General features: G+C 55.8%; 21 protein-coding genes, 1 tRNA gene and 1 pseudogene. 14 read left to right on the top strand and 9 right to left on the bottom strand.

The features are described 5' to 3' along the window. Positions 1-118 precede the first annotated feature (118 nt). The 3 genes from HMPREF2562_RS06215 (at position 119) to HMPREF2562_RS11195 (ending at position 1814) form a co-directional block, all read left to right on the top strand. A tRNA-Pro gene (locus HMPREF2562_RS06215) sits at positions 119-195 on the top strand. A 757-nt stretch (positions 196-952) separates the two neighbouring features. Next, positions 953-1306, top strand: a complete 354-nt coding sequence (locus HMPREF2562_RS06210) for a hypothetical protein (RefSeq protein WP_070546331.1) — start codon at positions 953-955, stop codon at positions 1304-1306. A gap of 352 nt (positions 1307-1658) precedes the next feature. After that, entirely contained in the window at positions 1659-1814 is a 156-nt protein-coding gene (locus HMPREF2562_RS11195; RefSeq protein WP_168162080.1) for a hypothetical protein, read from the top strand. On the opposite strand, the gene HMPREF2562_RS06205 is transcribed toward HMPREF2562_RS11195, so the two are convergent. From HMPREF2562_RS06205 to HMPREF2562_RS06170, 8 genes and pseudogenes are all read right to left on the bottom strand, one after another. Beyond that, complete coding sequence (locus HMPREF2562_RS06205; RefSeq protein ID WP_070546329.1) at positions 1795-3567, bottom strand: ABC transporter ATP-binding protein; 1773 nt, start codon at positions 3565-3567, stop codon at positions 1795-1797. The genes HMPREF2562_RS11195 and HMPREF2562_RS06205 overlap by 20 nt on opposite strands. Next, entirely contained in the window at positions 3560-5308 is a 1749-nt protein-coding gene (locus HMPREF2562_RS06200; RefSeq protein ID WP_070546327.1) for an ABC transporter ATP-binding protein, read from the bottom strand. The genes HMPREF2562_RS06205 and HMPREF2562_RS06200 overlap by 8 nt, the downstream gene beginning before the upstream one ends. 7 nt (positions 5309-5315) lie before the next feature. Further along, the gene (locus tag HMPREF2562_RS06195) at positions 5316-6785 is read right to left on the bottom strand and encodes an ABC transporter ATP-binding protein (RefSeq protein ID WP_049181699.1); all 1470 of its coding nucleotides are present in this window, start codon (positions 6783-6785) and stop codon (positions 5316-5318) included. Beyond that, complete coding sequence (locus HMPREF2562_RS11125) at positions 6782-7453, bottom strand: energy-coupling factor transporter transmembrane component T family protein (protein WP_224783811.1); 672 nt, start codon at positions 7451-7453, stop codon at positions 6782-6784. Before HMPREF2562_RS11125 ends, HMPREF2562_RS06195 begins: the two co-directional genes overlap by 4 nt. Positions 7454-7503: 50 nt before the next feature. Beyond that, entirely contained in the window at positions 7504-8139 is a 636-nt protein-coding gene (locus HMPREF2562_RS06185) for an MptD family putative ECF transporter S component (RefSeq protein ID WP_070546325.1), read from the bottom strand. A 182-nt stretch (positions 8140-8321) separates the two neighbouring features. Continuing rightward, positions 8322-8831, bottom strand: a pseudogene (locus tag HMPREF2562_RS06180) (ATP-binding protein); the annotation flags it as partial. Between the two features lie 105 nt (positions 8832-8936). Then, the gene (locus HMPREF2562_RS06175; RefSeq protein ID WP_049181708.1) at positions 8937-9290 is read right to left on the bottom strand and encodes a cupin domain-containing protein; all 354 of its coding nucleotides are present in this window, start codon (positions 9288-9290) and stop codon (positions 8937-8939) included. A gap of 2 nt (positions 9291-9292) precedes the next feature. Next, positions 9293-10123 (bottom strand): class I SAM-dependent methyltransferase, encoded by an 831-nt coding sequence (locus HMPREF2562_RS06170; protein WP_070546323.1) that lies wholly within the window; start codon positions 10121-10123, stop codon positions 9293-9295. A gap of 328 nt (positions 10124-10451) precedes the next feature. On the opposite strand from HMPREF2562_RS06170, the gene HMPREF2562_RS11000 reads away from it, so the two are divergent. The 10 genes from HMPREF2562_RS11000 (at position 10452) to HMPREF2562_RS06120 (ending at position 19367) form a co-directional block, all read left to right on the top strand. Continuing rightward, positions 10452-10640, top strand: a complete 189-nt coding sequence (locus HMPREF2562_RS11000) for a hypothetical protein (RefSeq protein ID WP_049181712.1) — start codon at positions 10452-10454, stop codon at positions 10638-10640. 161 nt (positions 10641-10801) lie between these two features. After that, on the top strand, positions 10802-11308 hold the full coding sequence (locus tag HMPREF2562_RS06160) for an SLATT domain-containing protein (protein WP_070546320.1): 507 nt from the start codon (positions 10802-10804) through the stop codon (positions 11306-11308). Between the two features lie 588 nt (positions 11309-11896). Then, a complete protein-coding gene (locus tag HMPREF2562_RS06155; RefSeq protein WP_070546380.1) occupies positions 11897-14803 on the top strand; it encodes a DUF4040 family protein in 2907 nt (968 codons plus the stop codon). Beyond that, positions 14800-15282: a sodium:proton antiporter gene (locus HMPREF2562_RS06150; RefSeq protein ID WP_070546318.1), complete on the top strand. Its 483-nt coding sequence runs from the start codon at positions 14800-14802 to the stop codon at positions 15280-15282. The genes HMPREF2562_RS06155 and HMPREF2562_RS06150 overlap by 4 nt, the downstream gene beginning before the upstream one ends. A 23-nt stretch (positions 15283-15305) precedes the next feature. Next, the gene (locus HMPREF2562_RS06145; RefSeq protein WP_070546379.1) at positions 15306-16847 is read left to right on the top strand and encodes a monovalent cation/H+ antiporter subunit D family protein; all 1542 of its coding nucleotides are present in this window, start codon (positions 15306-15308) and stop codon (positions 16845-16847) included. Further along, positions 16847-17329: a Na+/H+ antiporter subunit E gene (locus HMPREF2562_RS06140; RefSeq protein WP_016421915.1), complete on the top strand. Its 483-nt coding sequence runs from the start codon at positions 16847-16849 to the stop codon at positions 17327-17329. Before HMPREF2562_RS06145 ends, HMPREF2562_RS06140 begins: the two co-directional genes overlap by 1 nt. Further along, positions 17326-17616 carry a monovalent cation/H+ antiporter complex subunit F gene (locus HMPREF2562_RS06135; protein WP_005511667.1) on the top strand — a complete coding sequence of 97 codons (291 nt, stop codon included), beginning with the start codon at positions 17326-17328 and terminating at the stop codon, positions 17614-17616. Before HMPREF2562_RS06140 ends, HMPREF2562_RS06135 begins: the two co-directional genes overlap by 4 nt. Before the next feature lie 24 nt (positions 17617-17640). Then, positions 17641-17982, top strand: a complete 342-nt coding sequence (locus HMPREF2562_RS06130) for a monovalent cation/H(+) antiporter subunit G (RefSeq protein WP_016421914.1) — start codon at positions 17641-17643, stop codon at positions 17980-17982. Positions 17983-18570: 588 nt separating this feature from the next. Then, positions 18571-18879, top strand: coding sequence for a hypothetical protein (locus tag HMPREF2562_RS06125; protein WP_016421913.1), 309 nt, complete (start codon positions 18571-18573; stop codon positions 18877-18879). Between the two features lie 140 nt (positions 18880-19019). Continuing rightward, on the top strand, positions 19020-19367 hold the full coding sequence (locus tag HMPREF2562_RS06120) for a hypothetical protein (protein WP_016421912.1): 348 nt from the start codon (positions 19020-19022) through the stop codon (positions 19365-19367). Between the two features lie 224 nt (positions 19368-19591). On the opposite strand, the gene HMPREF2562_RS06115 is transcribed toward HMPREF2562_RS06120, so the two are convergent. Beyond that, positions 19592-21121: a catalase gene (locus tag HMPREF2562_RS06115; protein ID WP_070549770.1), complete on the bottom strand. Its 1530-nt coding sequence runs from the start codon at positions 21119-21121 to the stop codon at positions 19592-19594. Between the two features lie 361 nt (positions 21122-21482). Between HMPREF2562_RS06115 and HMPREF2562_RS06110 the strand changes: the two genes are divergently transcribed. Next, a complete protein-coding gene (locus tag HMPREF2562_RS06110) occupies positions 21483-22598 on the top strand; it encodes an efflux RND transporter periplasmic adaptor subunit (protein ID WP_070549769.1) in 1116 nt (371 codons plus the stop codon). The last annotated feature ends 6 nt before the right edge of the window (positions 22599-22604 follow it).

Raw genomic sequence — 22604 nt, 5'->3', positions numbered from 1 at the left:
CCCCCCCCCCACACACAGCCCGTTAAGCAGGCGTTTTGCATTCTTGCTCGGCGTCGGGCTAAAGTAAGTCCTCGCAAGCACAGCGCTGGAGCTATGCTCTAGCTTGTGTCTGTGGCCTCGGGGTATGGCGCAGCTTGGTAGCGCGCTTCGTTCGGGACGAAGAGGCCGTGGGTTCAAATCCCGCTACCCCGACCATTTAGAACAGGTTGGTGATTTGCACTTTTCAGAAGTGTGGATTGCCAGCCTGTTTTTCTATGCGCATCCTGTCACCCGTTTGTCACCTATTCATCCGTTCATATGCTGCCAGGTCGATTCCCATCCCCGAATAAGTGGCGTGAATCGCCGTAGTTTCAAGATTTGCATGTCCAGGCCAATATCGTACGGTATTTACCGGCACTTCCCTTCCGAGCCAGTTACAAGCCGCACTATGCCGCAGATCGTGCACAACGAACCGGCCGTCACGACTCCCAGGTTTTGAGCTCCTTTGTCGTCCGCATCAAGCTTCGACGTCTTCGAGAAATTCGAGGTCTGCCCCAAGATTGAGCCATTGCACGGCTCGGACCTCTCGACTCGCTGTCAGCATCCTCGAAAAAATCGAGAACGACGATAGAGCAATCACCATTGAGGAACTCGTTCAGCTGTCCGTTGCCTACCAAGTACCAATTCAGGCAATCGTCACACCGTGGGAATCCTTGGGAATGGAAAAGCGCCCACTACCGTCCGGAGCCGATCGGAACAGTTCCGAAGGGAACATCCAGAAGTGGTTGTTCCATGGCAATTACCCCACATATCCAGACGTCATCACACGAGACGGATCCTCGCTTGAAGGTGCTACCAGCACCTTGATGTCCAGTGCCCCACCGCACTCAACGAACTAGCGAAATCCCCCACCCCAAAGACTTATTAAAAACTCACGAATGAAGCACTTAAAGGGGTTCTAATTCCGATTCAGGTGGCAATCACTTCATTCATTGATGAGGTTTCACAATGGATCGGATTCGATCCATTTACATACTTCGATGATTTCGAGAACAACTCCCAGTCACTTTGGCCTCCGGATTTGAAAGAACAGCTCTTTGCCACTGAGCTACCTGATGCTGCTAAAAAGCTAGAGTTACTCAAGCAAGCGCATAATACCGTAAAGCACCTACTACACGAAGCCAAAGATGGTCTATTAACAGACCGTCGCTGCACCACGCCGGAATTCCCAGCCTGCGTCGAAGAATGGGTGCAGCCTCAAGCGATAAAACTCATAAATTGGACTCGAATTGAATTGGCGATCGAACATGCAATTAAAAAGCAGTAGGCCTCATCAATCAACGGGTTTTCGCAGCTGATACCGTTAGGTTAGATTTAGCCTCACCTAGCGAAGGCAAAGGACGAATGGAGAACATTTCGCCGTCTGGAAATGGGACGCTCGAATCCATCGCACGGAGAATCGGTGATTTTATACAGGATCGAAATTAACCAGCATCTGGGCCGGGCTAGTTTTTAGGACCGGGTGGTTTGAGTGCCTTCCTGGGTTTGGGCCTCTGGTTCGCCTCCGCGCAGCTGACAGGCACGGTGCTGCGGGATATTCCCGTCGATGACTCCGGGCAAGCCTCCGCAACGCAAAGCACCGTGCTCCTGGGGCAGCGGTGCGGGCCTTAAGCGAAGGCATGGCCAACGCCGCGCAGTGGTCGCTCGTCGCCGCCACCGCATTCCTCGCTCTGGGCTTTGTTGGTGCACTTAGGGTTCGCCGTGCTGCGGGGGAGAAGGGTGCCCCCGCAAACAACGCCGATCTCGGTTCCCGCGTTAATCGCGTCCCGAACTGATTTTCCACCCGCGTGCTGCTTTGCGTTGCTGCCAGAAGTGACGGTAGATACCGGGGACAACGGAAAGCTCAGAATGCGTGCCCAGCTGGCTGACTTGCCCGTGTTCATCCAAGACTACGATTTGATCAGCAGATTTGATTGTATCCAGCTTATGGGCGATGACAATAAAAGTAGATTGCTCCCGTAGCTCGTCCATCGCAGCAAGGATGTTTGCCTCATTTTCTGCATCGAGCGCGGAAGTAGCCTCATCAAAGAGTACAATCGGCGCTTGCTTGAGAAGCGCGCGAGCTACAGATACGCGCTGGCGTTCACCACCGGATAGAAGCCGCCCGCCTTCACCAACAGGAGTATGCCACCCTAGGCGGTTGGCAATAGAAGTCACGCCTGAAAGATCAGCTGCGCGGAAGACTTCCTCATCGGAGGCGTCGGGACGACCAACGCGGATATTAGCGATTAACGAGTCGTCGAAGAGGTAGACATCCTGAAAGACCATGGACAGTCTGGACATTAACTGTTCGGTTCCAAGCTCGCGGATATCTACGCCGTCAACCATCACCGCCCCGGAATCTACATCCCAGAATCGCGAAATAAGGCGCGCAATTGTGGTCTTTCCGGAGCCAGAAGGACCGACAATGGCGGTAACGGTGCCTGGTCGAGCACGGAAAGCGATATCTACCAATACTGGTTTATCGCCGTATCCAAACGTGACATTACGCAGCTCTACACTTCCCGAACCATCGCCTGGGCGCGGAGTAGTGGGTTCTGGCAGGGAAGGGGCATCGGTGATGAGCTCAGTTTCTGTGAGCGCGATACGACCTGCGTCTAAACCGACGAAAGAAGAACCCAGCTGCTCAAGCGTGCGGGTAAACCTCAAGCTGATTCCGATGATCGCAATTGTTTCTAGTGGCGATAGGGCGCCTTCAACGGCAAGATCCGCGGAGACCATAATGAGAGCCACGATGAAGATCTGCACTACTATGCCGTTGAGTAGCAAAGCTAATGTGGATACCCATAGCTCGCGTATTCGTGCTTTATGGTCGATTTCTAGCGCTTGCTCTAGTGGCGCAAAAACTTGTGATTGTCCTGCCGCGCGCAGGGCTGGTTGACGGTTAGCAAATTCTACGATGCGCTGGGAGAGCTCTTTACTCGGCCCGAGTGCGCGGTTCGATGCTTTCTTACGAATCCATGCAGCCAACTGCATCACCACGAGCGCCAATGGTGCGATGATAAGAAGGACCAAGCCCAGCTTCGGGTTCCAGAAACACGCTCCTACTAACAAGGTGACAAGTGCCGCGCTATCGCGGTATATCGTTCCTTGAGTATGCGCAATGGTCTCGGCCGCCACCATAAAGCGATCTGAGACGAGGCGAGATAGGCCGCCGGTATTAGCCGGTACGAACCAGCCGAGCGGTAGCGTTGCTAATTTATCACCCACAGTCGTGTGCGCGGTTCGGATGAAATCCAAGGCCGTGTGGTAAGAGGCCATGGTTGCGAAAAATCGTAGCGCAAAAGCTACGAGCGCAATTGCCAAAAGAATCCACATCCATGGTGCGATCGTCGTATCCCCATCGAGTGCCTTTGTAAGTGGCACGAGCGTGAGAACAGCGAGGCCGTCAAGCACGCCAACGATAAGCGATAGACAAGCATGCCTTTTATTGAGCTTATGGCCTACAGGACTTTGCAGCTTTTTGACACTGCGAGTGAGTAGCGGATCAAGAAGACGCGAACTAGCAGGCGTAGTGGCATTAGACATGAGAATTATCCTTCATAGGCTCGAGGCAGATTATTTGGTCTACGCCTTGGATGGACTCCGGCTTGTGGGCGATGACCAAGACGGTCTTGCCTCTGACGAGTGTGGCTAGAGCTGCTTGAATTTCTGCTTCGCAGTCAGGATCAGTTGCCGCAGTAGCTTCATCTAGGATCAAGATTGGGGCATTGGTAATAATTGCCCGTGCAATAGAAATACGTTGCTGTTGTCCACCGGATAAAGAGATGTCCTCACCAACAACGGTGTCGAGCCCAGCCGGTAAAGCGCGAATATCAGCAGCTATGTGCGCGGCCTCTGCTGCTTGCCAGATCTCTTCATCGCGAGCTTCTGGGCGTGCAAGGCGAATGTTTTCCCGAATACTCATGCGCAGTAAGTGAGGATCTTGTAAGACGAAAGCCACAGTGCGGTACAAACTGTCGAAAGTGAGATCACGGATATCCACGTTGTTGATAGTGATTGTGCCCGAATCTGGATCCTGGAAACGCGCCAGCATCGTTGCTGCTGTGGATTTGCCAGACCCGGAGGGGCCAATCAATGCCGTGACAGTGCCTGCGTTTAGTTGCGCAGAAAAGCCTTGGAGGACTGGTGCGTCTGGGGCGTAGCTAAAGCTGACCTCATGGAACTCCACCTCCATGTCTTGACTACTGGCATCGAGGCTCATTGAGCCTTCTTTCACGTGGGAAATTGTCATGACTTCATCAAGGCGCAACGCCGCATTGCCAGCGAGCTGGTAAGACCACAACATTCGGCCGACGGTTTGAATCGTGCCCGGGATCACCAGCGCAATCAACGTTGTTGCGATGACTTCAGCGACCGTGACATAGCCACCAGCTATCAGCAGGGAACCGACTCCTACATTGATAAGAATGAGGACAGGAACCGCCACCACAGACTCTGAGATTGCGGAAACACGCAGAAGCGGACGTACCCACTCGTAATAGAATTCCGCGAATTTTTGGGCAGCTTCGCGATATCGAGCGTGGGCTTTGCCAACGGTGCCGAAAGCCTTGACGACGGAAATACCTTCGGAGAACTCCACCGCAGTCGCAGAGACCTCACCCAGATAATTATCCATTTCCGCAGTTTTTGTGCCCATATCCTTCATTGAATACGCTTGGATTGCTAGGAAAATGGGCACAGTGGCAATAGAAAGTAGACCAAGGCGCCAATCCAAGATAAAGGCATAAACCAGAAGCGCGAGGGGCGTAAAAATCGCGGCAACCTGCTCTACAGGAGCATGGGCTGTCAGGGTGTGCAGAGTTAACGTATCGTCCTCGACGGCTTTGCGAACTTTGCCGGAATTAGTCTGGCTAAACCACGAGAGTGGTGCTTTCGCAATAGCGGTAATAATTCGGCGCCGGTTAATCCCCACCAGCTTCGCATCAGCGAAGTGGGTGATCGCAAGAGCAAGGAAATAGAAGAATAGCTGGCCCAAAAATGCAGCAAGTAGCCATTTCACAATGGACGCGACGTCATCAGTATTGCCGTCGATTAGAGCATTTCCCAGTGCCACCAACGCGACGTAGGGTGCTACGGCGAGTACCGAGGATACAAGCGCGAGAAACTGTGCGAAGTAGATGGTTGTTTGCACTGGGGCCAGTAGCTTTTTTAGAGCGACCTGGCCGGCTTTTAGTTTTGCGCGAGCCTCTTCTTCCGGTGACGCACCGTGTGATTCTGGTGCGTGGGTTCCGCTTGATTCTGTGGAACTTTGTTTTACCTCAGACATTTCTTTCTCAATTCTTGTTGATGTCAGTCATATCGATGATTCTGGTGACTGATTCTTGGATGAATTCGTGGTCATGGGTGATGACGATGACCACTGCTCCGCTTGCTGCAAGAGATCGAAGTAGCGCAGAGATGGATTGCAGTTGGCGCCAGCCCACGCCAGAGGTAGGTTCATCGAAGATGTAGATCGCTGCTTGCTCGGCTTGGGCTGAAGCTATGGCTAAGCGTTGCCGTTGCCCACCGGACAGAGACTGCGGATGCCGTTGAGCCATTCCTGCCAGATCGAGGCGATGGAGAATCTCATTGACATCGATGTGGTCCCGCTTCTTCTTTGCCAGTCCGAGCGTGACTTCTTCTTCGGTGGTGGCTGCGAATAATTGGCGGCCAACATCTTGCATCACCATGTACGCGGCACGTCTGCGGGCAGCCGCTCCTACTCGTTTGCTGTTCAAACGGAGACTACCGCCGCGTTTGGGAGAAGCAAGACCACAAATGATCCTAGCGAGAGTGGTTTTTCCAGCGCCGTTGGGCCCGATTAAGGCGGTGACTTCGCCGCTGGGGAAAAATGCGTGGTCAATGTTTAACACCTCATGTGTGCCATAAGAAAAACAGATGTTGCTTAGCTCGAGTCCGCTCCGCTGGGGATCGGCGTTTTCGAGCGTGGGTGGTACCGGCACGCTCGCGGGCAGGGGAACGTGGTGTAAGCTGCGTAGCCCCAATTGTTTGCGTTCGGGTTCGTCTAAGGCATAAAACTCCTGAGCGTGGAAACTCCGCGTTATTTTTCCCTGAGTCAAGTAAATAACTTGGTCAGCGATATCTTTTAAGAAAAAGAGGCGGTGATCAGCGATAATGATCGTTGTGCCTAATTCCTTCAAGCGGTGTAGCACGCGTGCAAGAATATCGATGCTTTCCATGGAGAGATTGGACGTGGGTTCATCGAGAAGCACGAGACTGCCCGGGGACACAAGCGCGCATGCGCATGCCACGGTTTGTAACTGTCCACCGGATAATTCTTTGAATCGCCGGCCCCGAAGATCGTTAATGCCTAGTAGCTCGACCGCTGATTGAATCCTCGACTCAATTTCTTTGGGATCTACACCAAGGTTTTCTAGCCCGAAGGCCAATTCTGCATTGACGCTTTCAGTGAAAAATTGTGTCCTTGGATTCTGGAATACTGAGGCGCTGAACTCGATGGCTCGGGACAGCGGTTCTTCCGCAGGGGTAAAAGCCTGGTCATCCTTTATAATAGTGATGGTGCCTAGTAGCTCTCCTGGATTGAAATGGGGGATGAGTCCGTTGATCAACTTGAGTACCGTGGACTTTCCCGATCCGGAATCACCGGTAATCAGTAGACACTGTCCTGGAGAGACAGAAAAAGACACATCAGATACGCCTTGAATGCCTGGTCGAGCTCCCAATGGATATGTAAAAGAAACGTTGTGGGCGTCTACACTGGTTGCGATACTGCGTTCGTTCATAAGTGGACCTCCGTGGGAAGCCAGACAGAGGCAACAACGAGGCCCAACCCAGCTAGTGCAGTTGCATCGACAAGCTTGAAGGAAAGATCGGCGGTGGTGGTTGGGCGTGCGGGTCCTCCCAATCCCCGGACAAGAGCAGAGGCAGCGAGCTCATCACCAGCGCGGACGACGGCACCTAATAAGGGGATGACCAGCATCGCGGACGATTGTGTGGGCTGTGTGATCCAGCTTTTTACTCCAGGCTGGAGACCCCGAAGGACCATGGCATCGCGGATGGCTTTGGCTTCTGCCACGATGATCGGCAAAACGCGCAGGAATACCGCCGGTGGAATGGTGACCCAGCCTGGTAAACGCAGGTCCCGCAGTGCTGAGGTCAACGTGGATGGTGTGAGAGTGAGCAAGCCGAATGCGCCGATGGACATGCTGATGACAAAACGGCTTAGCCACGAAAAAATTGCCGCTGAAAAAGCGAAAAATGTGGAGCCAGGAAGCTGTAATAGGCCCCAATACCCTAGATAGGATAATGCAAAAGCGCACAGGCAAATAAGACCATAGTGTGGCTTTACTGTAGCTAGTGCGATGGAGCTGAAGGCGATAGAAATCAGCAGTGTCGGTAGGTGGCCGTGGCTGAGAGCTACCGCATTGATTACTAGAACAGAAAGCAGCACGGTCCGTGGATCGATCGAAGATCGACGAAGCACGCCCTGTTTTTGCAGGCTCACAGGAGACCAGCGCTTTCAAAGTGTTTGCGGCTGACGCGAACTCCGACCTTTCCGCCGATAAAGCCGACGATGAGCGCACAAATGGCCAGTACTCCAATGGTCCATGGCTGGAAGATATCCGACATAGCATCGGCATATTCTTGCCCCATTTGGTCTGCGATATCGACGTAGTAGGAGTCCGTATCCAGAATTAGCGGGATAAAAGGCAAAGAAATCCAGACACAGAAGACGCCGTAGGCAATAGGGAAGGACTTGGCAATACTGAGGTGGCTTTTTGTAATAATCAAATCCGCGATAAACCCTAGAATTATGCTTCCCAGCAGGGTCCAGAAGTAGTGTCCGGTGAGCATGAATGCTAGTCCGTTAATACCACCGACGAGGGTGAAAGCACCCATTTTGGGCGTGCGGGCGGCATAAAGCGCTAGCACGATTCCGTTTGCGATTGCCGCGATGAACCATCCAATAAACATGAATTGTGGTCCTGCGAATCCAATCATTCCGCTTACAAAGGTGATCACAAAGTAAAGTGCAGCAAAGATGCCAGCGTTGATGAGATCTCTGGTGTTTAAACGTGCCGTCAACCCACTGGATGAGCTTGTACTCCGTGTGGACGTAGAGGACTGTTGGGTCATAGTAAACCTCGATTCCTGAATAGTAAGCAAGGTAAGGCTCACCTAAGATGTATAATACTTTTTATATACTGTTTCTAGTTTTGATCTGAAGATTCACCGTTAATGGGGGTGAATGCAGATAAGCGGTTTTAGGGATCATAGAATAACTATGGGTCGGGCTGGTTTTTAGGATCGGCCCAGGTCAAGACATCAATGTTGATCAGTTTGCGCATCAGATTGAGATAGGTTTGGTCAGTCGGTGAGAAGACCGCCAACATGTCAACGAGCTGATCTAGCCGGTAGTAGGCCACCGAGTAGTCTGCTTGGCAGGCCGCAACACCAAGAGCACAGGCAATATATGTTTTGCCGGCCCCAGTCGGGGCGAGGATATGAATGTTGGTTGGGTTTTACCGCCAGTTCGTTGCCGCGATTCTCTTCAACTGCCGCAGGTTGATACCTCGTTCTTCTGCCCTGGTAATTTCAGCCAGGCTGGCGTTTGGAGTAGCGGAACTTGGCTAGGCTGATTGCTTTGGCGATATTGCGTTGTTGGCGTTGCGCATAGGCTTCGTCGACTGCTGCGAGGAAAATGTCTTCTGGCAGGGGTCGGCATAGGCTTCGTCGCTGACGATCTCGTAGAAGATATCCGCAAATGTAGATACGCGGAGTTTGCGCATTTTCGCCCGCATCACTTCATCATCAATTGTGTGCAACATGCACTAAAGCAGCTTGGTCGGCCACACCCTTTTGAATACTGCTTAAAGTCAACGCGCAGGAGCGGGCAGAACAGGTCCGCTCCTGCGCGAATTGACGTCAATTACTTAGTTCGCCGGTGGTCGGCTCATCATGTAAAGCACCATTTTTGCTTTGGTTAGTGCTTTAACCGCATGTGGTAGGCGCGTAGGAAAATGCACCATTCCACCGGGACGCAACGTCACCGTTTTACCGTCCCCGCTGATTTCGATTTCACCTTCAAGGGCTTGAACAATCACTGGCATCGCGGCGGTGTGCTCGGATAGTTCCTCTCCCTCGTCGAACGAGAACAACACCACGTTCACCCCTTCAGCGCGCATTAGCGTTGTAGAAGTGGTTGAGTTCGGACAATACTCAACGCGCTGCGCAAGGTTTTCAATAAACCCCAGTGCGCCGGCTGATGATGGTTTGAGTTCAGTCATAATCAGCTCTCCTTTGCTTCCAGGTTAGCGGCGGGTTTGCGCGCGACGATAGCGATGCCGGTTAAACTGTCGCGGTATTCGTTGAACGTTGCGCGCATATCCAATATACGGCGACGCAACTCCTTATCACGCGCAACGTTACGCATAATTCGCGCAACTCCGACTATGCCTTCATCGGCTAGATTACGACGTGGGGATAGCAAAGCCATCGGCTCATACCCCACCCACTCGATACAAAAACCCGCCTGCTCTAACAATCCGCACCATTCACTGCAAGTAAGAGGGCGAGCATTAACCCTAATCGTGCGGGCTAGGCGCTGTCGCAACTGGTCCGCAAGCGCCGCGTCTATGCTGTCAGGGGTGAGTCCAAGTTCGTGGATCGCATAGCAACCGCCTGGTTTAAGCAGTCGGAACGCTTCGGCGATGATCCCTCGCTTGCCTTTATCGCCTTGCATGGTCAGCATCGCTTCACCAACCACAACCTGAACTGATTCGGACTCAAGGCCGGTGTCTTGCGCATTGGCATTTACAACTGTGCCCCTCGGCCCAACAACGGCCTGCACTCGTGCGACGGCATCTGGATCTTGATCCACGCCCGTGTAGGAGGCGATTCCTTGCTCAAGCATGAGCATGGCCGTACGTCCCAATCCCGGAGCGAATTCCAACACTTTCTTGCCAGATAGATCGGCCGCAACCAACAATCGATTCGTTAGTTTCAATCCGCCCGGGCGTAAAACTCGCTTGCCAGCCCGTGCAAGCACCCAATGGCCTGCCGCAACATGAGTTGACCGGTCATTTTGCGGAAGGCAGGGTTCATTTTTATTTGTGCCCATAATACCAACATTACCAGAGCCACTTAGGCAAGTCTAACCTAAGGGTCGTGTTGTGTTGTTAGAGAGGATTGCGCAGACTCACTCAGCGCCCTCACCATTGGAAAGACGTATTACAAACATAACGAGGGAGCGAGTCGCCATATGCGAGCGATCTCCAACGCCGCCCACAAAAATCTTCACCTCGGTTTTTCTGGGGCCCCAAAATCTGGGCATATTTGCAAAAATGGAAGTTTTGTAAATAGGGCTTAGTTGAATGTGTGCTATTTGCTAAAGATCTTGTTCTTTTGCAACTTCGAAACATGGTCGATAAAACGTTAGGAATAAGATGATGGGAACCTACAAGCCGCTGCGTGTCTTGTTTCATAAGACCAACTTGGACGCTGCCAGTGCTGTCAATGCAGAACGTAAAAACCGTCTGAATAATCCTGCGACCGTAAAGTACCCGTACCACGTTGGAAATAACCCCCTATTCGCTGTTCTCACTCGCAACATCTATGAGTTGTCGGAAACCATATAGAAAACAGAACAGGAAATTCGCGAAGCGTGGAATGTGTTACCTGGCGTGACACAAAATCACTATTTCTACACACTTCTAGTCGGAGCTCTACGCAGACATCAGCCGTCGTGCCGTTTATAGCGACGACCCAGAACCAGCGCAGATGTGGAGGTTGATTTACGTTGACAAATTCCCAGCAGCATGAACGCGACGTGCTCTACTCACAAATTGAGAATGGATATGGGAGCGTAGTCTACTCTCACGCTGCACAAGAAGAGCAACGCACACGACTCACCCGGACCGAACACCGTATCAAAGTGGCCCAGATTGTGCTGTCCGCGCTTTCAGCCGCTGGACTGGTAGGAGTGTTCTTTACCCTGCAGATTTGGATAGCCTCCATCACTGCGGTTATCACCTTCTTCCTGCTGGTTCTCAACTCGTACAGCTTCCGGCTCGAGATCGGAGCCAAGGCAGCACGACACCGCAAAGCCGGTGATCAACTGTGGCTCCTTATACGAAAGTACTTGTCCCTTCTGGTAGATTTCCCAGAGCTCGACATCGCCGAAGCCCGGAAGCGTCGTGACGTGCTGATAGCAGAGACCGCTGAGGCCTACTGCAATGTGGAACGTACCGATGATAAGAGTTTCAGTACCGCCCAAAAACCCTTAAAAGAGGACGGACTGAAGTAATTCACCAGAGAAGAACTCAACAAGCTTTTGCCGGAGGCACTTCAGAAATAGCCCCTCAACCCGAACTTGACAACGCAAGCTACAATCAGCACCCGGTAGGGCTATTTTTGCCATAACCGCAGTCACTAACTTGAAGCAGCCCACCGCCGCCGCCCATCACCCGTTCATTTATTTATTCACTACTGGATCCAGGAAAACTGCATCCGCACAGCCTTTCCCCGCTCCCCCAAATGCCCCTTTCACCCCGCGTGGAGCATTTTCGTGGCTGTTAGTCTGTAGAAGTACGAACCTTTTTAACAGCAATGTGAAAGTAGCCCCCAAGTGACGCACCTGGCAACAGCTCTGGCATCAGCCAGCTCCTTTACAGCCAGTCCGCCGTCGGCGACCGCACCACCAGACCAGACATTGGCTTCTGAGTTTGCGTCCGGCGGCGTATCGGCAACATTGAATTCTTTAGATTCCGTTCTTTCTGCCCCGGCAACGATTACCCCCCAAGCAAGCAGCTCCGCAGAGCACGCAACAACGCTCGCAGCTCAAGCAGCTCAAGCAGTTCAAGCCACCCAAGCAGCCCAAACTTCCGCCAACAGCCTGACCCTCCTTTCGGTTTCGCTGTTGGTCGCGGTTGCCCTGGCGCTGACCCCGCTGTTTGTGAAGCTTCTTGGTCGTCACGCAGGCTGGCCCATCGTCGCGTTTTTTCTCGCGTCGGTGGTCCAGCTTTCGCGTGTAACGGGCGATATTCTCGACGGCACCACCTTCACCTGGTCCCGCGTCTGGTCCCCGGAACTGAACGCGGCGTTTGCGCTGAAGCTCGATCCCCTCTCCATGGTGTTCAGCTTCTTGGCGCTGTTGGTGGGCTCGATAGTCTTCATCTACTCCACCGCGTATTTGCCGCCGAAGAAATCCGCGATGAGCTTCTACGTCCTGATGACGGCGTTCATGCTGGCGGTTTTGCTCCTCGTGCTTGCCGACGACATCATGCTCCTCTTCATCGGGTGGGAACTGGTCTCGATGGCGTCGTTCCTGCTCATTGCGAGGTCGGGCTCGTCGGGCGAGCTGGGCTCGTTGCGCACACTCCTGCTGACCTTCACCGGTGGCCTGCTGCTTCTGGCCGCCCTCGGCGGTGCGGTGTGGCTAACCGGTTCCACGAATCTCACCGAGGTTTTGGCTTCGCCTGAGTGGGAGGCCAACCCGGCAGCGCGCAGCCTCATTGCCGCGCTGGTGGCCCTGGGCGCTTTCACGAAGGCAGCTCAGTTCCCCTTCCACGCCTGGCTTCCAGAGGCCATGGCGGCGGCAACTCCCGTCTCGGCTTTCTTGCACGCTGCGGCCGTCGTCAAGGCAGGCGTTTACCTGCTGATGCGTTTTTCCACGGTCTTCGCGGACGTGCGCGTGTGGCAGTTGCTGCTGATCGTCATGGGTATGTGGACGGCTGTTGCCACGGCCTACTTTGCGCTGCAGCAGACTGACCTGAAGAAGCTGATTGCGTACTCGACGGTCTCGCAGTTGGGTTGGATTGTCGCCACGATTGGTGTGGGCACGAAGTTCGCGATTATGGCTGCGGTTGTGCACACCATTGCGCACGCGATGTTTAAGTCTTCGCTGTTCATGATGGCTGGTGTGGTTGATCACCAGGCAGGCACGCGCGATATTCGTCGCCTCGGTCCGCTGTGGAAGCAGATGCCGTGGAGCTTTGGCTCGATGATTTTCGGTGCGGCATCGATGGCGGCAATTCCGCCGTTCTTCGGCTTCATGTCGAAGGAAGGCATGCTGACCGCATTCGAAGGTGCGCCGCTCAGCAACACCGGTGTCGTCATTCTGCTGACGGTGGCGGCGATTGGTGCGATTGGTACTTTCGCGTACTCGGCACGTTTGGTGTTCGGTGCATTTGTGGATGGTCCGCGCAACGTGGACCACATCACTGAGGCTCCAATTTCGCTGTGGCTCCCGGCTGCCATCCCTGGCGTGCTTAGCCTTCCAGCCGCCTTCGCTGCCGGCGCTATTTTGAACCGCCCGCTGGACCGCGTGGCCGATACGGTCGGTCAGCTTCCGGCTGGCACGACTCAGGAATCGCACTTGAGCCTGTGGCACGGCGTGAATGTGCCGCTGATCATCTCTGTGGTTGTGCTGGCTGTCGGCGTGGGCTTCATCTTCACTCGTGCCCGCGTAGGCGCCGTCATGGCAGACCGCAAGCTCTTCCCGTTCACTGGTGTGGAGGCAATCAACGCGTCGCTGAGCGTCTCGCAGCGTGTGGGGCGCGCGATGGGCAAGGTGGCGCGTTCGCATCAGCCATCGCGTCACCTGTTGCCGCTGCTTGGTTTGCTCGCGGTGTACGCCCTGGTTATTGCAATCGCTCCGGGTGTCGGGGGCGCTCCGGTGCTGCCGAAGATCGACGGCATCGATCACCTGACCGATCTGATTCCGCTGGTTGTTGTCGTGATTGGCGTGTGGGCCACGCTTCGGGCGAAGAACCGTTTGCAGGCGGCTGTGCTGCTCGGCGTCACCGGTGTTGGTGTCACGCTGCAGATTCTCCTGCTGGGCGCACCGGATGTGGCATTGACGCAGTTCATGGTGGAAATCCTGACTGTCGTGCTGATGATGCTGGTGCTGCGCTTCCAGCCGCGTGCGTTCTCTGAGACCTCGAAGAACCGCCGTGCCTCGGCGGCGGTTGTGGCAGTTGCCGTGGGCTTGGCTACGTTCGGCGCGGTGTGGTTCCTCACTGGCCGTCGTCAGATGCCTGAGGTCGCGCAGTGGTACATCGATAACACTGAGAAGGTCACGGGCGAGACCAACATTGTCAACGTGATCCTGGTTGAGTTCCGTGCTTTCGATACCATGGGTGAGCTGGCGGTTCTCGGTATGGCGGGTGTCGCGATGGCGGCGGTTGTCACGTCTATGCCTCGCTTCCCGCACCTGCTCGATCAGCCTTCCCCGCTTGCGGAGCCCGCTCTGAACTCCATCATGATGCGTTGGCTGGTCCGCTGGTTGGCTCCGCTTCTGTTCGCCCTGTCCGCTGTGGTTCTCTACCGCGGCGGTACCGCTCCGGGCGGCGGCTTCAACGCGGCGCTGATTGGCGCCGCTGCCGTCATGCTGATTTACCTGTCCAAGGACCGCGACGAGCTGGTCTTTGGCGAGAAGATCCCGGCAGTGCTCAGCGCTGCGGGTGTCATCACGGCTATCGGCACGGGCTTCATCGGTTTCGCCAAGGGGTCGTTCTTGGCACCGCTGTACGGCGAGTTCCTGGGTCAGCACCTCACCACGGCATTGCTTTTCGACGTCGGCGTGTACCTGGCCGTCATCGGCATTGTGGCAACCGCGCTGAATCTCCTGGGCGGCCCGAACCGTCCTGGTGTGACCGGGTCGGACGATGTGATGCAGGATCTCTACTCAGACCGCTCAAGCTTGCGGGTGCCGCCGGAGATGGGCGTGTTCGCCTCAGAAGCGGAGAGCGCTCCAGCCCCCGCCCCAGCTCATGCCACCGTTGAGGAGGCCAAGAAGTGATTATCGCCATCATGGCTGCCGTCCTCGCAGGCGGTGGCACGTACCTGGTGCTACAGCGCGGCATGCTGCGCACCATCATCGGTATGACTCTGATTTCCCATGCCGCCAACCTGATTATTTTGTCCACGGGTGTCGGCGCCTGGCGCGGCGAACCGCTGCTGGGCAACGAGACCACTGCGGGCGCTGGCGCTGCCGAGCAGATGGCTGACCCGCTGCCGCAGGCATTCGTGCTGACGGCCATCGTGATTACCATGGCCGTCACCGCGTTCATGCTGGCTCTGTCTGGTTTGGGCCGCGATGACGACACTCGTATCCATGAGGACCGCGAGGCTATGCGACAGCTGTCGACGGCTGGTCGTCGTGCGGGTAAGCACATTCCGTCGGACTCGGATTCCACGGTCACCGGCACCCCAGGGGTCTCTTCGGCTCCGAATAAGTTCCCGCGCGAGACCACATTCGGCGGTGACGAGAAATGGTAGAAGCCTCTGCAATGACCTCTGCAATGTCCCCTTCAACTCTGTCTTCGCTACTGCCGCTGTTTGCGGCACTGCCGCTGATTCTGTCGGCGGTCGCAGCCATTCTGCCGAAGCTGTGGATGCGCGCGACGATGGGCATCGCCGTTCCGGCACTGTCGTCGCTGGCTGCGTTTTGGGTGATGTTCTACGTCGCTGACAACGGCCCGGTCGGCCACGGTGTGGGCGCGTTCCCCGGTGGTATCTCGATTCCTTTCTTGGCGGACACGTTCTCCATGCTGATGCTGGGTGTGGCCGCGGCTGTGGTTGCCATCGGTAACTGGTTCGCCCACGTCGCGGGCGAAAACACTTCGCGGTTCTTCCCCTCCCTGACGCTGATGATGTTGTCCGGTATGTCGGGTGCTTTCCTGACTGCCGATTTGTTCAACTTCTTCGTGTTCATGGAGGTCATGCTGCTGCCGTCCTATGGCCTGATCGCGGTAACCGGTACCTGGCACCGCCTGGCTGCTGGCCGTAACTTCGTGCTGGTCAACCTCTTGACCTCCACGGTGCTGCTGATTGGTGTCGCGCTGATTTACGGCTCGGCGGGCAATGTGAACATCGCAATGCTGGCCGACATGGCCAGCGAGGGCGGCCCCGGCGGCACGGGTGTGGTCGCGCTGGGCATTGTCATCATTGCGCTGTGTGTGAAGGCTGGTTTGGTTCCGGCGCACACATGGCTGCCGAGGACGTACCCGTCGACAAGCCCTGCGGTGATGGCACTGTTCTCTGCGGTGCACACGAAGGTTGCGGTGTACATGCTCTTCCGCATTTACGTCGTGATTGTGGGCATGAATCCCTCCTGGCACTGGCCGATCATTATCATCATGGCGATCTCGATGCTGGTCGGCGCGTTTGCTGGTCTCGCGGAGAACACCATGCGTGAGGTGCTGGCCTACCAGATGGTCACGGGTATGCCGTTCATTCTGATCGTGTTGGCGTTCACGGACGCTAACGACGGGGGCAGCGCCAAGGCTGCCCTGGCTGCGGGTATTTTCTACGCAATCCACCACATGGTGACTGTCGGCGCCCTCATTCTGGGCTCCGGCGCGGTGGAAGAGACCTACGGTACGGGTACGCTCTCTAGGCTTTCGGGGCTTGCTCGCCGCGACCAAGCGGTTGCCTGGGTGATGGCGGCAATGAGCTTCTCCATTGTGGGCTTCCCACCGTTTTCCGGCGTGTGGGGCAAGGTGGGCATTGTCTTTGCCTCTGCCGCCACTGGCGATGCTCGCTCGATTGTTGCGATCACCGCAATCATCGTTGCCTCACTGGGCTCGCTGCTGGCCATGATTCGCCTGTGGCGCGCGGTCTTCTGGGGCCGACCCATGCAGGGCGTGGATGATTCGGTTCGTGTTCCGGGAACGCTGGTTGCGCCGTCCGCCATGCTGGCAATTGTTTCCGTGGCCATGTTCGTCGCGGTCGGCGCCGTCACTTGGGCGACCACCGGCGCGGCCGATGCGCTGCTGAATATTGATGGCTACCGCGAGGCCACACTCGGCGGAGTTGAAAACGCCATCGGAGGTATTTACTGATGAAGTTTCTACACGTTATCCGCTATTCCCTCTGGCTGGTCTGGCAGGTTGTTGTAGCTGCGACGGACGTGGTGCTCGATACTCTGCGCCCGAACCAGAAGCAGCAGCCGGTGCTCATTGGACTGCCGCTGCGTGTGAAGTCTGACCTTGAGGTCACTCTCTTTGCCGAGTCCATCACCATGACCCCGGGCACGCTGGTCTGCGGCGTCCGTGAAACCGATGCGGGACGGTTGTTTATCATCCACGCGATCTTCGGTGCCGACCTGGACGCGCTGTACGACTCCCTCTACGACATGGAGGAGCACCTCGTCCCCCGCCTCCGCGATGTCCCCCGCCCGAAGGCATTTGTCTTCGAGGAATACAACGCAGACCAGTTCATTGACCCGGATGCCGTCGTCGGTGTTGCCGCTGAGGTCGACCATGGTCTGCCACTGCCGGATGGCATTGCCTCCAATGGCGAAGACAAAGGAGCACGCTCATGAATGACACATTGATCGATCCCACCGCAGTACAGGTAATTAGCGGCATTGGCATTGCTCTGTGTTCAGTGGCGCTGCTTGTGGGCGTGGTGCTGATCTTCCGGGTCAAGGGCAATGTCTCACGCGCAGTGCTTTCCGACGCCGCCTTCTACCCCATGGTGGGAGTGTTCCTCACAACTGCCATGCTGCGGACTACAGCCATTACTTTCGATATTGCAATGCTGGCGGGCTTGCTTGGCATTTTGTCGACCGTGGGCCTGGCCCGAGTTATTTCCCGTGGCCGCCGCTAAGACCGATTAAGGACGAATCGCACTATGAGTATCGCTTCAATCCTTGTAACTATCTTGTTTGCCGTGCTGGTCATTGGCGGATCTCTGTACCTGCTCCTGGCGGGCGTGGCCATGTGGCGCTCTAAAGATGCCCTGAGCCGGTTGAACCAACTTTCCGCCGGAATCATGGTGGGCATCCCCGCGCTGGTGATTGCCAACTTGGTCTTAGAGGCCGACCAGGGCGATCTGACGTGGGGCAAAACCCTCACCGCCATTCTGGCCATTGTTGCTGTCCTGGTCGTCGCTACCGTCGCCTCCGAAGTACTTGGACGCGCGGTGCTGGGTGCCCGTGACGGCTCCGCTGAGGACTACGTCCCGGAGCGGTAGCTAGCGGCGCGGGAAACGTCCTGAACACACCGTTAGCGGCCAGTTTCACAGCGACCCCTCAGCGCGCTCCGACACCCCCTTTAGGCCACCCGGCCTACCCAAAAGGGGGTATATTTCCCCACACTTTTGGCCTCCCACAATGTGATGTACCTCTCATGGGCTATGGCCCGCTCGTTAACCCCGCTTATGCCCCTAAATTGAGTGGCAGTTTTTGCCATTTACTAAACTTTGGTTTCCCTTACTTAGGGAACCCTTAGTTATCATTTGTGATGAATTTGCCGTTTGCCTGCACCTTTGTGACACCAAGAACAAAACAATCAATGCAATCCCGGTAAATTTTAAGAAAACAACGCTTTTGTCATCCGATATTCAGGCAGAGGCCGGAGTCGTCACAGACACCACAAAACCGCCCTCTTTCCAATGTTTTTAGGCGAATTTGAGCGAGCTTTGAGGGACGCAACCGACCGAAAGCGGATCGAGGCACTTATTTTTTCATTGCAGCCCCTTGCCCCATCGGTTAACTTAATTTCTGTGAGTCAGCCAAGAGCGACTCAAAATCTTTACCCCCGAGAACCTAAGGATTTTCTCATGTCCTGCTCCGCAGAAGATATCGCAACCATCCTCGAAGCCCTTCCGGCCGTCACCGTCGAGAGCCCGCTGCCGGCTTTCGAGCAGCTGGCTGGCAACGACGTCAACTTCGCTAACGTCGGTGGCGACCTGAACCTGCCGTTCGGTAACGACTTCCTGGACATCTCCGTCACCGACGACCACTCCACCCACGACTCCCACGACGTCGAGGTTTCCGACTTCCTGAACCCGGAGACCACCGTCGACAAGTCCGACCAGCGTAAGTTCGACTTCCTGAACCCGAGCATCTCTGGCATCGGCGCCAAGTAAGCTCCTGGGCTTCATGGCAGGACAATAGCTCCGCCAATCCTTGACACAATAAACCGCCAGTCTCTAAAAAAGACTGCGGTTTATTGTTCAGTTAAAACCGATATTCTTCATTTCGTTACTGTCTAAAAGGAACACCAAAAATGGACGTCACTCCTATCGTTGAGGTTCTGGAAGCAATGCCTTCCGGCCCGACCGTCAACGTCACCTTCGAGATTAACCCGACCATCGATGGTGACCTGACCCTCCTGGAAACCGGTGACTGGAACGCTCCGTTCGGCCGCGACTTCATGGACATCAACATCACGAACGATCAGTCCACCCACAACGACAACTCCACCCACGTCTCCGGCGTTGAGGCTGATAGTGTCTCCGACGCTGCCGAACAGGGTCGAGAGGTGTCCGAGTCCGCCGAAGAAGCCGACGAGGCTGCAGCTGCTCCGAAGTCGCTTTTCAACGGCTCCCCGAGCCTGCCGGGCATCGGTGCCTAAAACAGCTCACACTTAGGGTTGTTCCTTAGCCGCCCAAACCGGGCCGGCGTGCAGGCAACCACAAAGCCGTGGCTGTCATGCACAGACAGAAGTTTTAAATAAAGCGTTAGCCCTGCAGATGGTTCAACCATTTGCAGGGCTAACGCTTTTCTATTTACTTTGATCTACCGCGTGACTGTGCAGCTCTACTCTGCGGTTTTACTGCACAGCCCTACGCGGTTGCTTTACTTCGTTGCCTTAAAGCGCTTTTCCACCTCGGCACCGAGCCAGGAATCAACGTTGGTCCAGTACTGGTAGACACGCTGCTCCACCTCTGGGGAAACACCCTGCATGGCACCGACGATGTTGTTTGCCAAGCGATCGCGCTCGGCATCGTCCATCACGTTGCGAACAAGGTCGCCTGGCTGCGAGAAGTCATCATCCTCAGGGTGCTGCACGTAGGCGCCAGCGTAGAACTCTTCGCCCACGCTCTCCCACTGACCAAAGGCACCAGCATCGACCTGGCCGGCGTGACCGGAGCGCACTGGGCAACCAGCGGCCTTAGCCGCAGCCTCAGTATCGGCCTCCGGGCCGCGAGCGGTGGCGTTGGAGCCGTGAACCGGCAGCTTCGGATCCGAGTAGTAGTACGTGGCCGCACCATCCTGCGAGAAGGAATTCACTGGGCAGCGAGACTGGTTCACCGGCAGCTGATCGCTGTTGACGCCAAGGCGGTAGCGGTGCGCATCAGCGTAGGAGAACACACGCGCCAGCAGCATCTTGTCCGGCGAGAAGCCGACACCCGGGACCGTATTCGACGGTGCGAAAGCGGCCTGCTCAACCTCAGCAAAGAAGTTGCCCGGATTGCGGTTCAGAGTGAAGTGGCCGACCGGAATCAGCGGGTAGTCCTTCTGAGACCAGGTCTTGGTCAGGTCGAACGGGTTCACCTTGTAGCTGGCGGCCTCGTCGTAAGGCATGATCTGCACCTTGACGTCCCAGGTTGGGTAGTCGCCGCGCTCAATCGCCTCGAAGAGATCCTGGCGAGCGTGGTCGGTGTTTTCGCCAACCAGCTCGGCGGCTTCATCATCCGTCAGGAACTCCCAGCCCTGGCGAGTCTTAAAGTGGTACTTAACCCAAAAACGCTCCCCTTCAGCGTTAATCCACTGATAGGTGTGAGAACCGAAGCCATCCATATGACGGAAGTCCTTCGGAATACCGCGGTCACCCATCAAGTAAGTGACCTGGTGAGCGGACTCCGGAGAGGCAGTCCAGAAATCCCACTGCATATTGGCGTCGCGCAAACCTGTGTCCGGCAGGCGCTTCTGAGAGTGGATGAAGTCCGGGAACTTAATGCCATCGCGGATGAAGAACACTGGCGTGTTGTTGCCCACGATATCGAGGTTGCCCTCTTCGGTGTAGAACTTCAGTGCAAAGCCGCGCACGTCACGCCAGCCATCCGGGGAGCCCTGCTCACCTGCGACAGTGGAGAATCGCGCCAGCATCGGCGTGACCGTGTTCGGCTGGAATACTGCAGCCTTGGTGTACTTGGAGACATCCTCGGTGATGGTCAGTTCACCGAAAGCACCTGCACCCTTAGCGTGAACAACGCGCTCCGGAATGCGCTCACGGTTGAAGTGCGCGAGCTTTTCCAGCAGGTGGATGTCGTGGAGGTTAATACCTCCCTGTGGGCCATTGGTTAGCGAGTGCTGCTCTGTAGGAACCGGCGCACCGTTGAGGCGAGTGGTCGGACCATTGGAACCTTCATAGAGATTGGACATGGGGATTTCCTCCTAAAGACAGGGGCTAGATGGCAGTCACAACATGCCCTGACGTTTTCCACCCTACACGAAGTTTCATATTTTTCCTATTAGTCTCCCGCGATTGATATGTGGCCTTAATTATTAGTCCGATTAGGTTCGCTGTATCAGCCGCAAACACTCGGCCCTAAAAAGGGCAAAATTCCCTCCGCGAAAACCACACACAATGACCGTCGAAAAGCACTTACCGCGCTTTCATGCAATACCTATCAGCAGTGAATAAAAGGTATAGCCAGCACTACCACTGCCCGCAGGCGTTGAGGGTAGGATTTTTCGCGTACCACGCTGTCAATTTGGATTTTGATCGGATACTTCTGCAGACATGAAAAAACAAGGGAGGGGCGCAAAAGCGCTCATAGTCTTCAAGTACACGCTGGCGTTGCTGGCGACCGTTGCGCTTCTCAAGATCGCATTCTTCCCCGCTAACGACGAGGACTATGCGCAAGCAACCGGTGATTTCTCCCAGCCCACCACGGAGCTATCCCCTCAGCGGATCAATAACACGCAGAAGCTGTCTGCCACCATCGTCCCGGATGAGCCCACGGTGATCCGCGCCAACGCGTCTGGTGAAATCACTGACGCCTTTGTCAACAGCGGTGGCAACGCCGTAGAGGGGCAAAACCTGCTCCAAGTGAAGAAGACCTCGGTGTCCGAGACTGCCAGCACCTCCGGCGGCGCGGATTCCGATGATGAAAGCGCCGCAGCCGCCGCACCCGAAACTACCGTGACTTGGGGCAACATCACCGCTAAGGCTTCTGGCACTGTGCAGTGGGATATCGTCATTGGCCAGACGGTCGAGATTGGCCAGGAAATTGGCACCATTTCGCCGAATAGCTTCCACGCCGTAGCACCTATCAAGCCGAGCCAGCTGTACACGCTGGGAGACTCGATTAACAATGGCCGCCTCGCTATCACCGATGGCCCGGCACCGTTTTTGTGTGATTCGGTGAAGACGGTCACGGGAAGTGGCGCGGGCTCGCAAGGCGCTGGCGCTGGTGCCGGAGACGGCGCTGGCATGGGTGCCGCCGCTGCCGGTAATTCCTCGGGCGGCCCACAGCTGCGCTGCGATATTCCCGCAGATCAGACCGTCTACGAAGGTGTTCCCGCAACGCTGATTCTTGGCAGCGGCACGACCTCGGAGGTTCCAGCACTGCCAGTGACCGCCGTGGAGGGACGCTTCCGCGAAGGTGTTGTCTACGCGCCGGCTAAGGATGGCGGCAAGCCCACCAAGATCAAGGTCGAACTGGGCGCCAATGATGGCACTTTCATTGAAATCAAGCGTGGTCTGAAGGAAGGCCAGCAGGTTTTGGAGTACGTGCCTTCCTACAAGAACGAGTTCGCTGGCGACGGCAGCGGCGACGGCACTGGCACCGGCGCTGGTGATGGCAGTGACACTGGCTTCGATGAGTCCGGCGATGACGCTGGCTCTGAAAAGTAGGCCCGC

Origin of the sequence: Corynebacterium sp. HMSC077G07, assembly GCF_001809225.1 — a bacterium.
Taxonomy (GTDB): domain Bacteria; phylum Actinomycetota; class Actinomycetes; order Mycobacteriales; family Mycobacteriaceae; genus Corynebacterium; species Corynebacterium jeikeium_D.
The sequence above is the reverse complement of the archived record's forward strand: the minus strand, read 5'-3'. Positions and strand labels throughout refer to the sequence as shown.

Excerpts from the sequence above, each read along its gene's own strand:
- HMPREF2562_RS11195 (WP_168162080.1), top strand. The coding sequence starts at position 1,659 with ATGGCCAACGCCGCGCAGTGGTCGCTCGTCGCCGCCACCGCATTCCTC.
- HMPREF2562_RS06205 (WP_070546329.1), bottom strand. The coding sequence starts at position 3,567 with ATGTCTAATGCCACTACGCCTGCTAGTTCGCGTCTTCTTGATCCGCTA.
- HMPREF2562_RS06200 (WP_070546327.1), bottom strand. The coding sequence starts at position 5,308 with ATGTCTGAGGTAAAACAAAGTTCCACAGAATCAAGCGGAACCCACGCA.
- HMPREF2562_RS06195 (WP_049181699.1), bottom strand. The coding sequence starts at position 6,785 with ATGAACGAACGCAGTATCGCAACCAGTGTAGACGCCCACAACGTTTCT.
- HMPREF2562_RS06185 (WP_070546325.1), bottom strand. The coding sequence starts at position 8,139 with ATGACCCAACAGTCCTCTACGTCCACACGGAGTACAAGCTCATCCAGT.
- HMPREF2562_RS06175 (WP_049181708.1), bottom strand. The coding sequence starts at position 9,290 with ATGACTGAACTCAAACCATCATCAGCCGGCGCACTGGGGTTTATTGAA.
- HMPREF2562_RS06170 (WP_070546323.1), bottom strand. The coding sequence starts at position 10,123 with ATGGGCACAAATAAAAATGAACCCTGCCTTCCGCAAAATGACCGGTCA.
- HMPREF2562_RS11000 (WP_049181712.1), top strand. The coding sequence starts at position 10,452 with ATGGGAACCTACAAGCCGCTGCGTGTCTTGTTTCATAAGACCAACTTG.
- HMPREF2562_RS06145 (WP_070546379.1), top strand. The coding sequence starts at position 15,306 with ATGTCCCCTTCAACTCTGTCTTCGCTACTGCCGCTGTTTGCGGCACTG.
- HMPREF2562_RS06140 (WP_016421915.1), top strand. The coding sequence starts at position 16,847 with ATGAAGTTTCTACACGTTATCCGCTATTCCCTCTGGCTGGTCTGGCAG.
- HMPREF2562_RS06135 (WP_005511667.1), top strand. The coding sequence starts at position 17,326 with ATGAATGACACATTGATCGATCCCACCGCAGTACAGGTAATTAGCGGC.
- HMPREF2562_RS06130 (WP_016421914.1), top strand. The coding sequence starts at position 17,641 with ATGAGTATCGCTTCAATCCTTGTAACTATCTTGTTTGCCGTGCTGGTC.
- HMPREF2562_RS06125 (WP_016421913.1), top strand. The coding sequence starts at position 18,571 with ATGTCCTGCTCCGCAGAAGATATCGCAACCATCCTCGAAGCCCTTCCG.
- HMPREF2562_RS06120 (WP_016421912.1), top strand. The coding sequence starts at position 19,020 with ATGGACGTCACTCCTATCGTTGAGGTTCTGGAAGCAATGCCTTCCGGC.
- HMPREF2562_RS06115 (WP_070549770.1), bottom strand. The coding sequence starts at position 21,121 with ATGTCCAATCTCTATGAAGGTTCCAATGGTCCGACCACTCGCCTCAAC.
- HMPREF2562_RS06110 (WP_070549769.1), top strand. The coding sequence starts at position 21,483 with ATGAAAAAACAAGGGAGGGGCGCAAAAGCGCTCATAGTCTTCAAGTAC.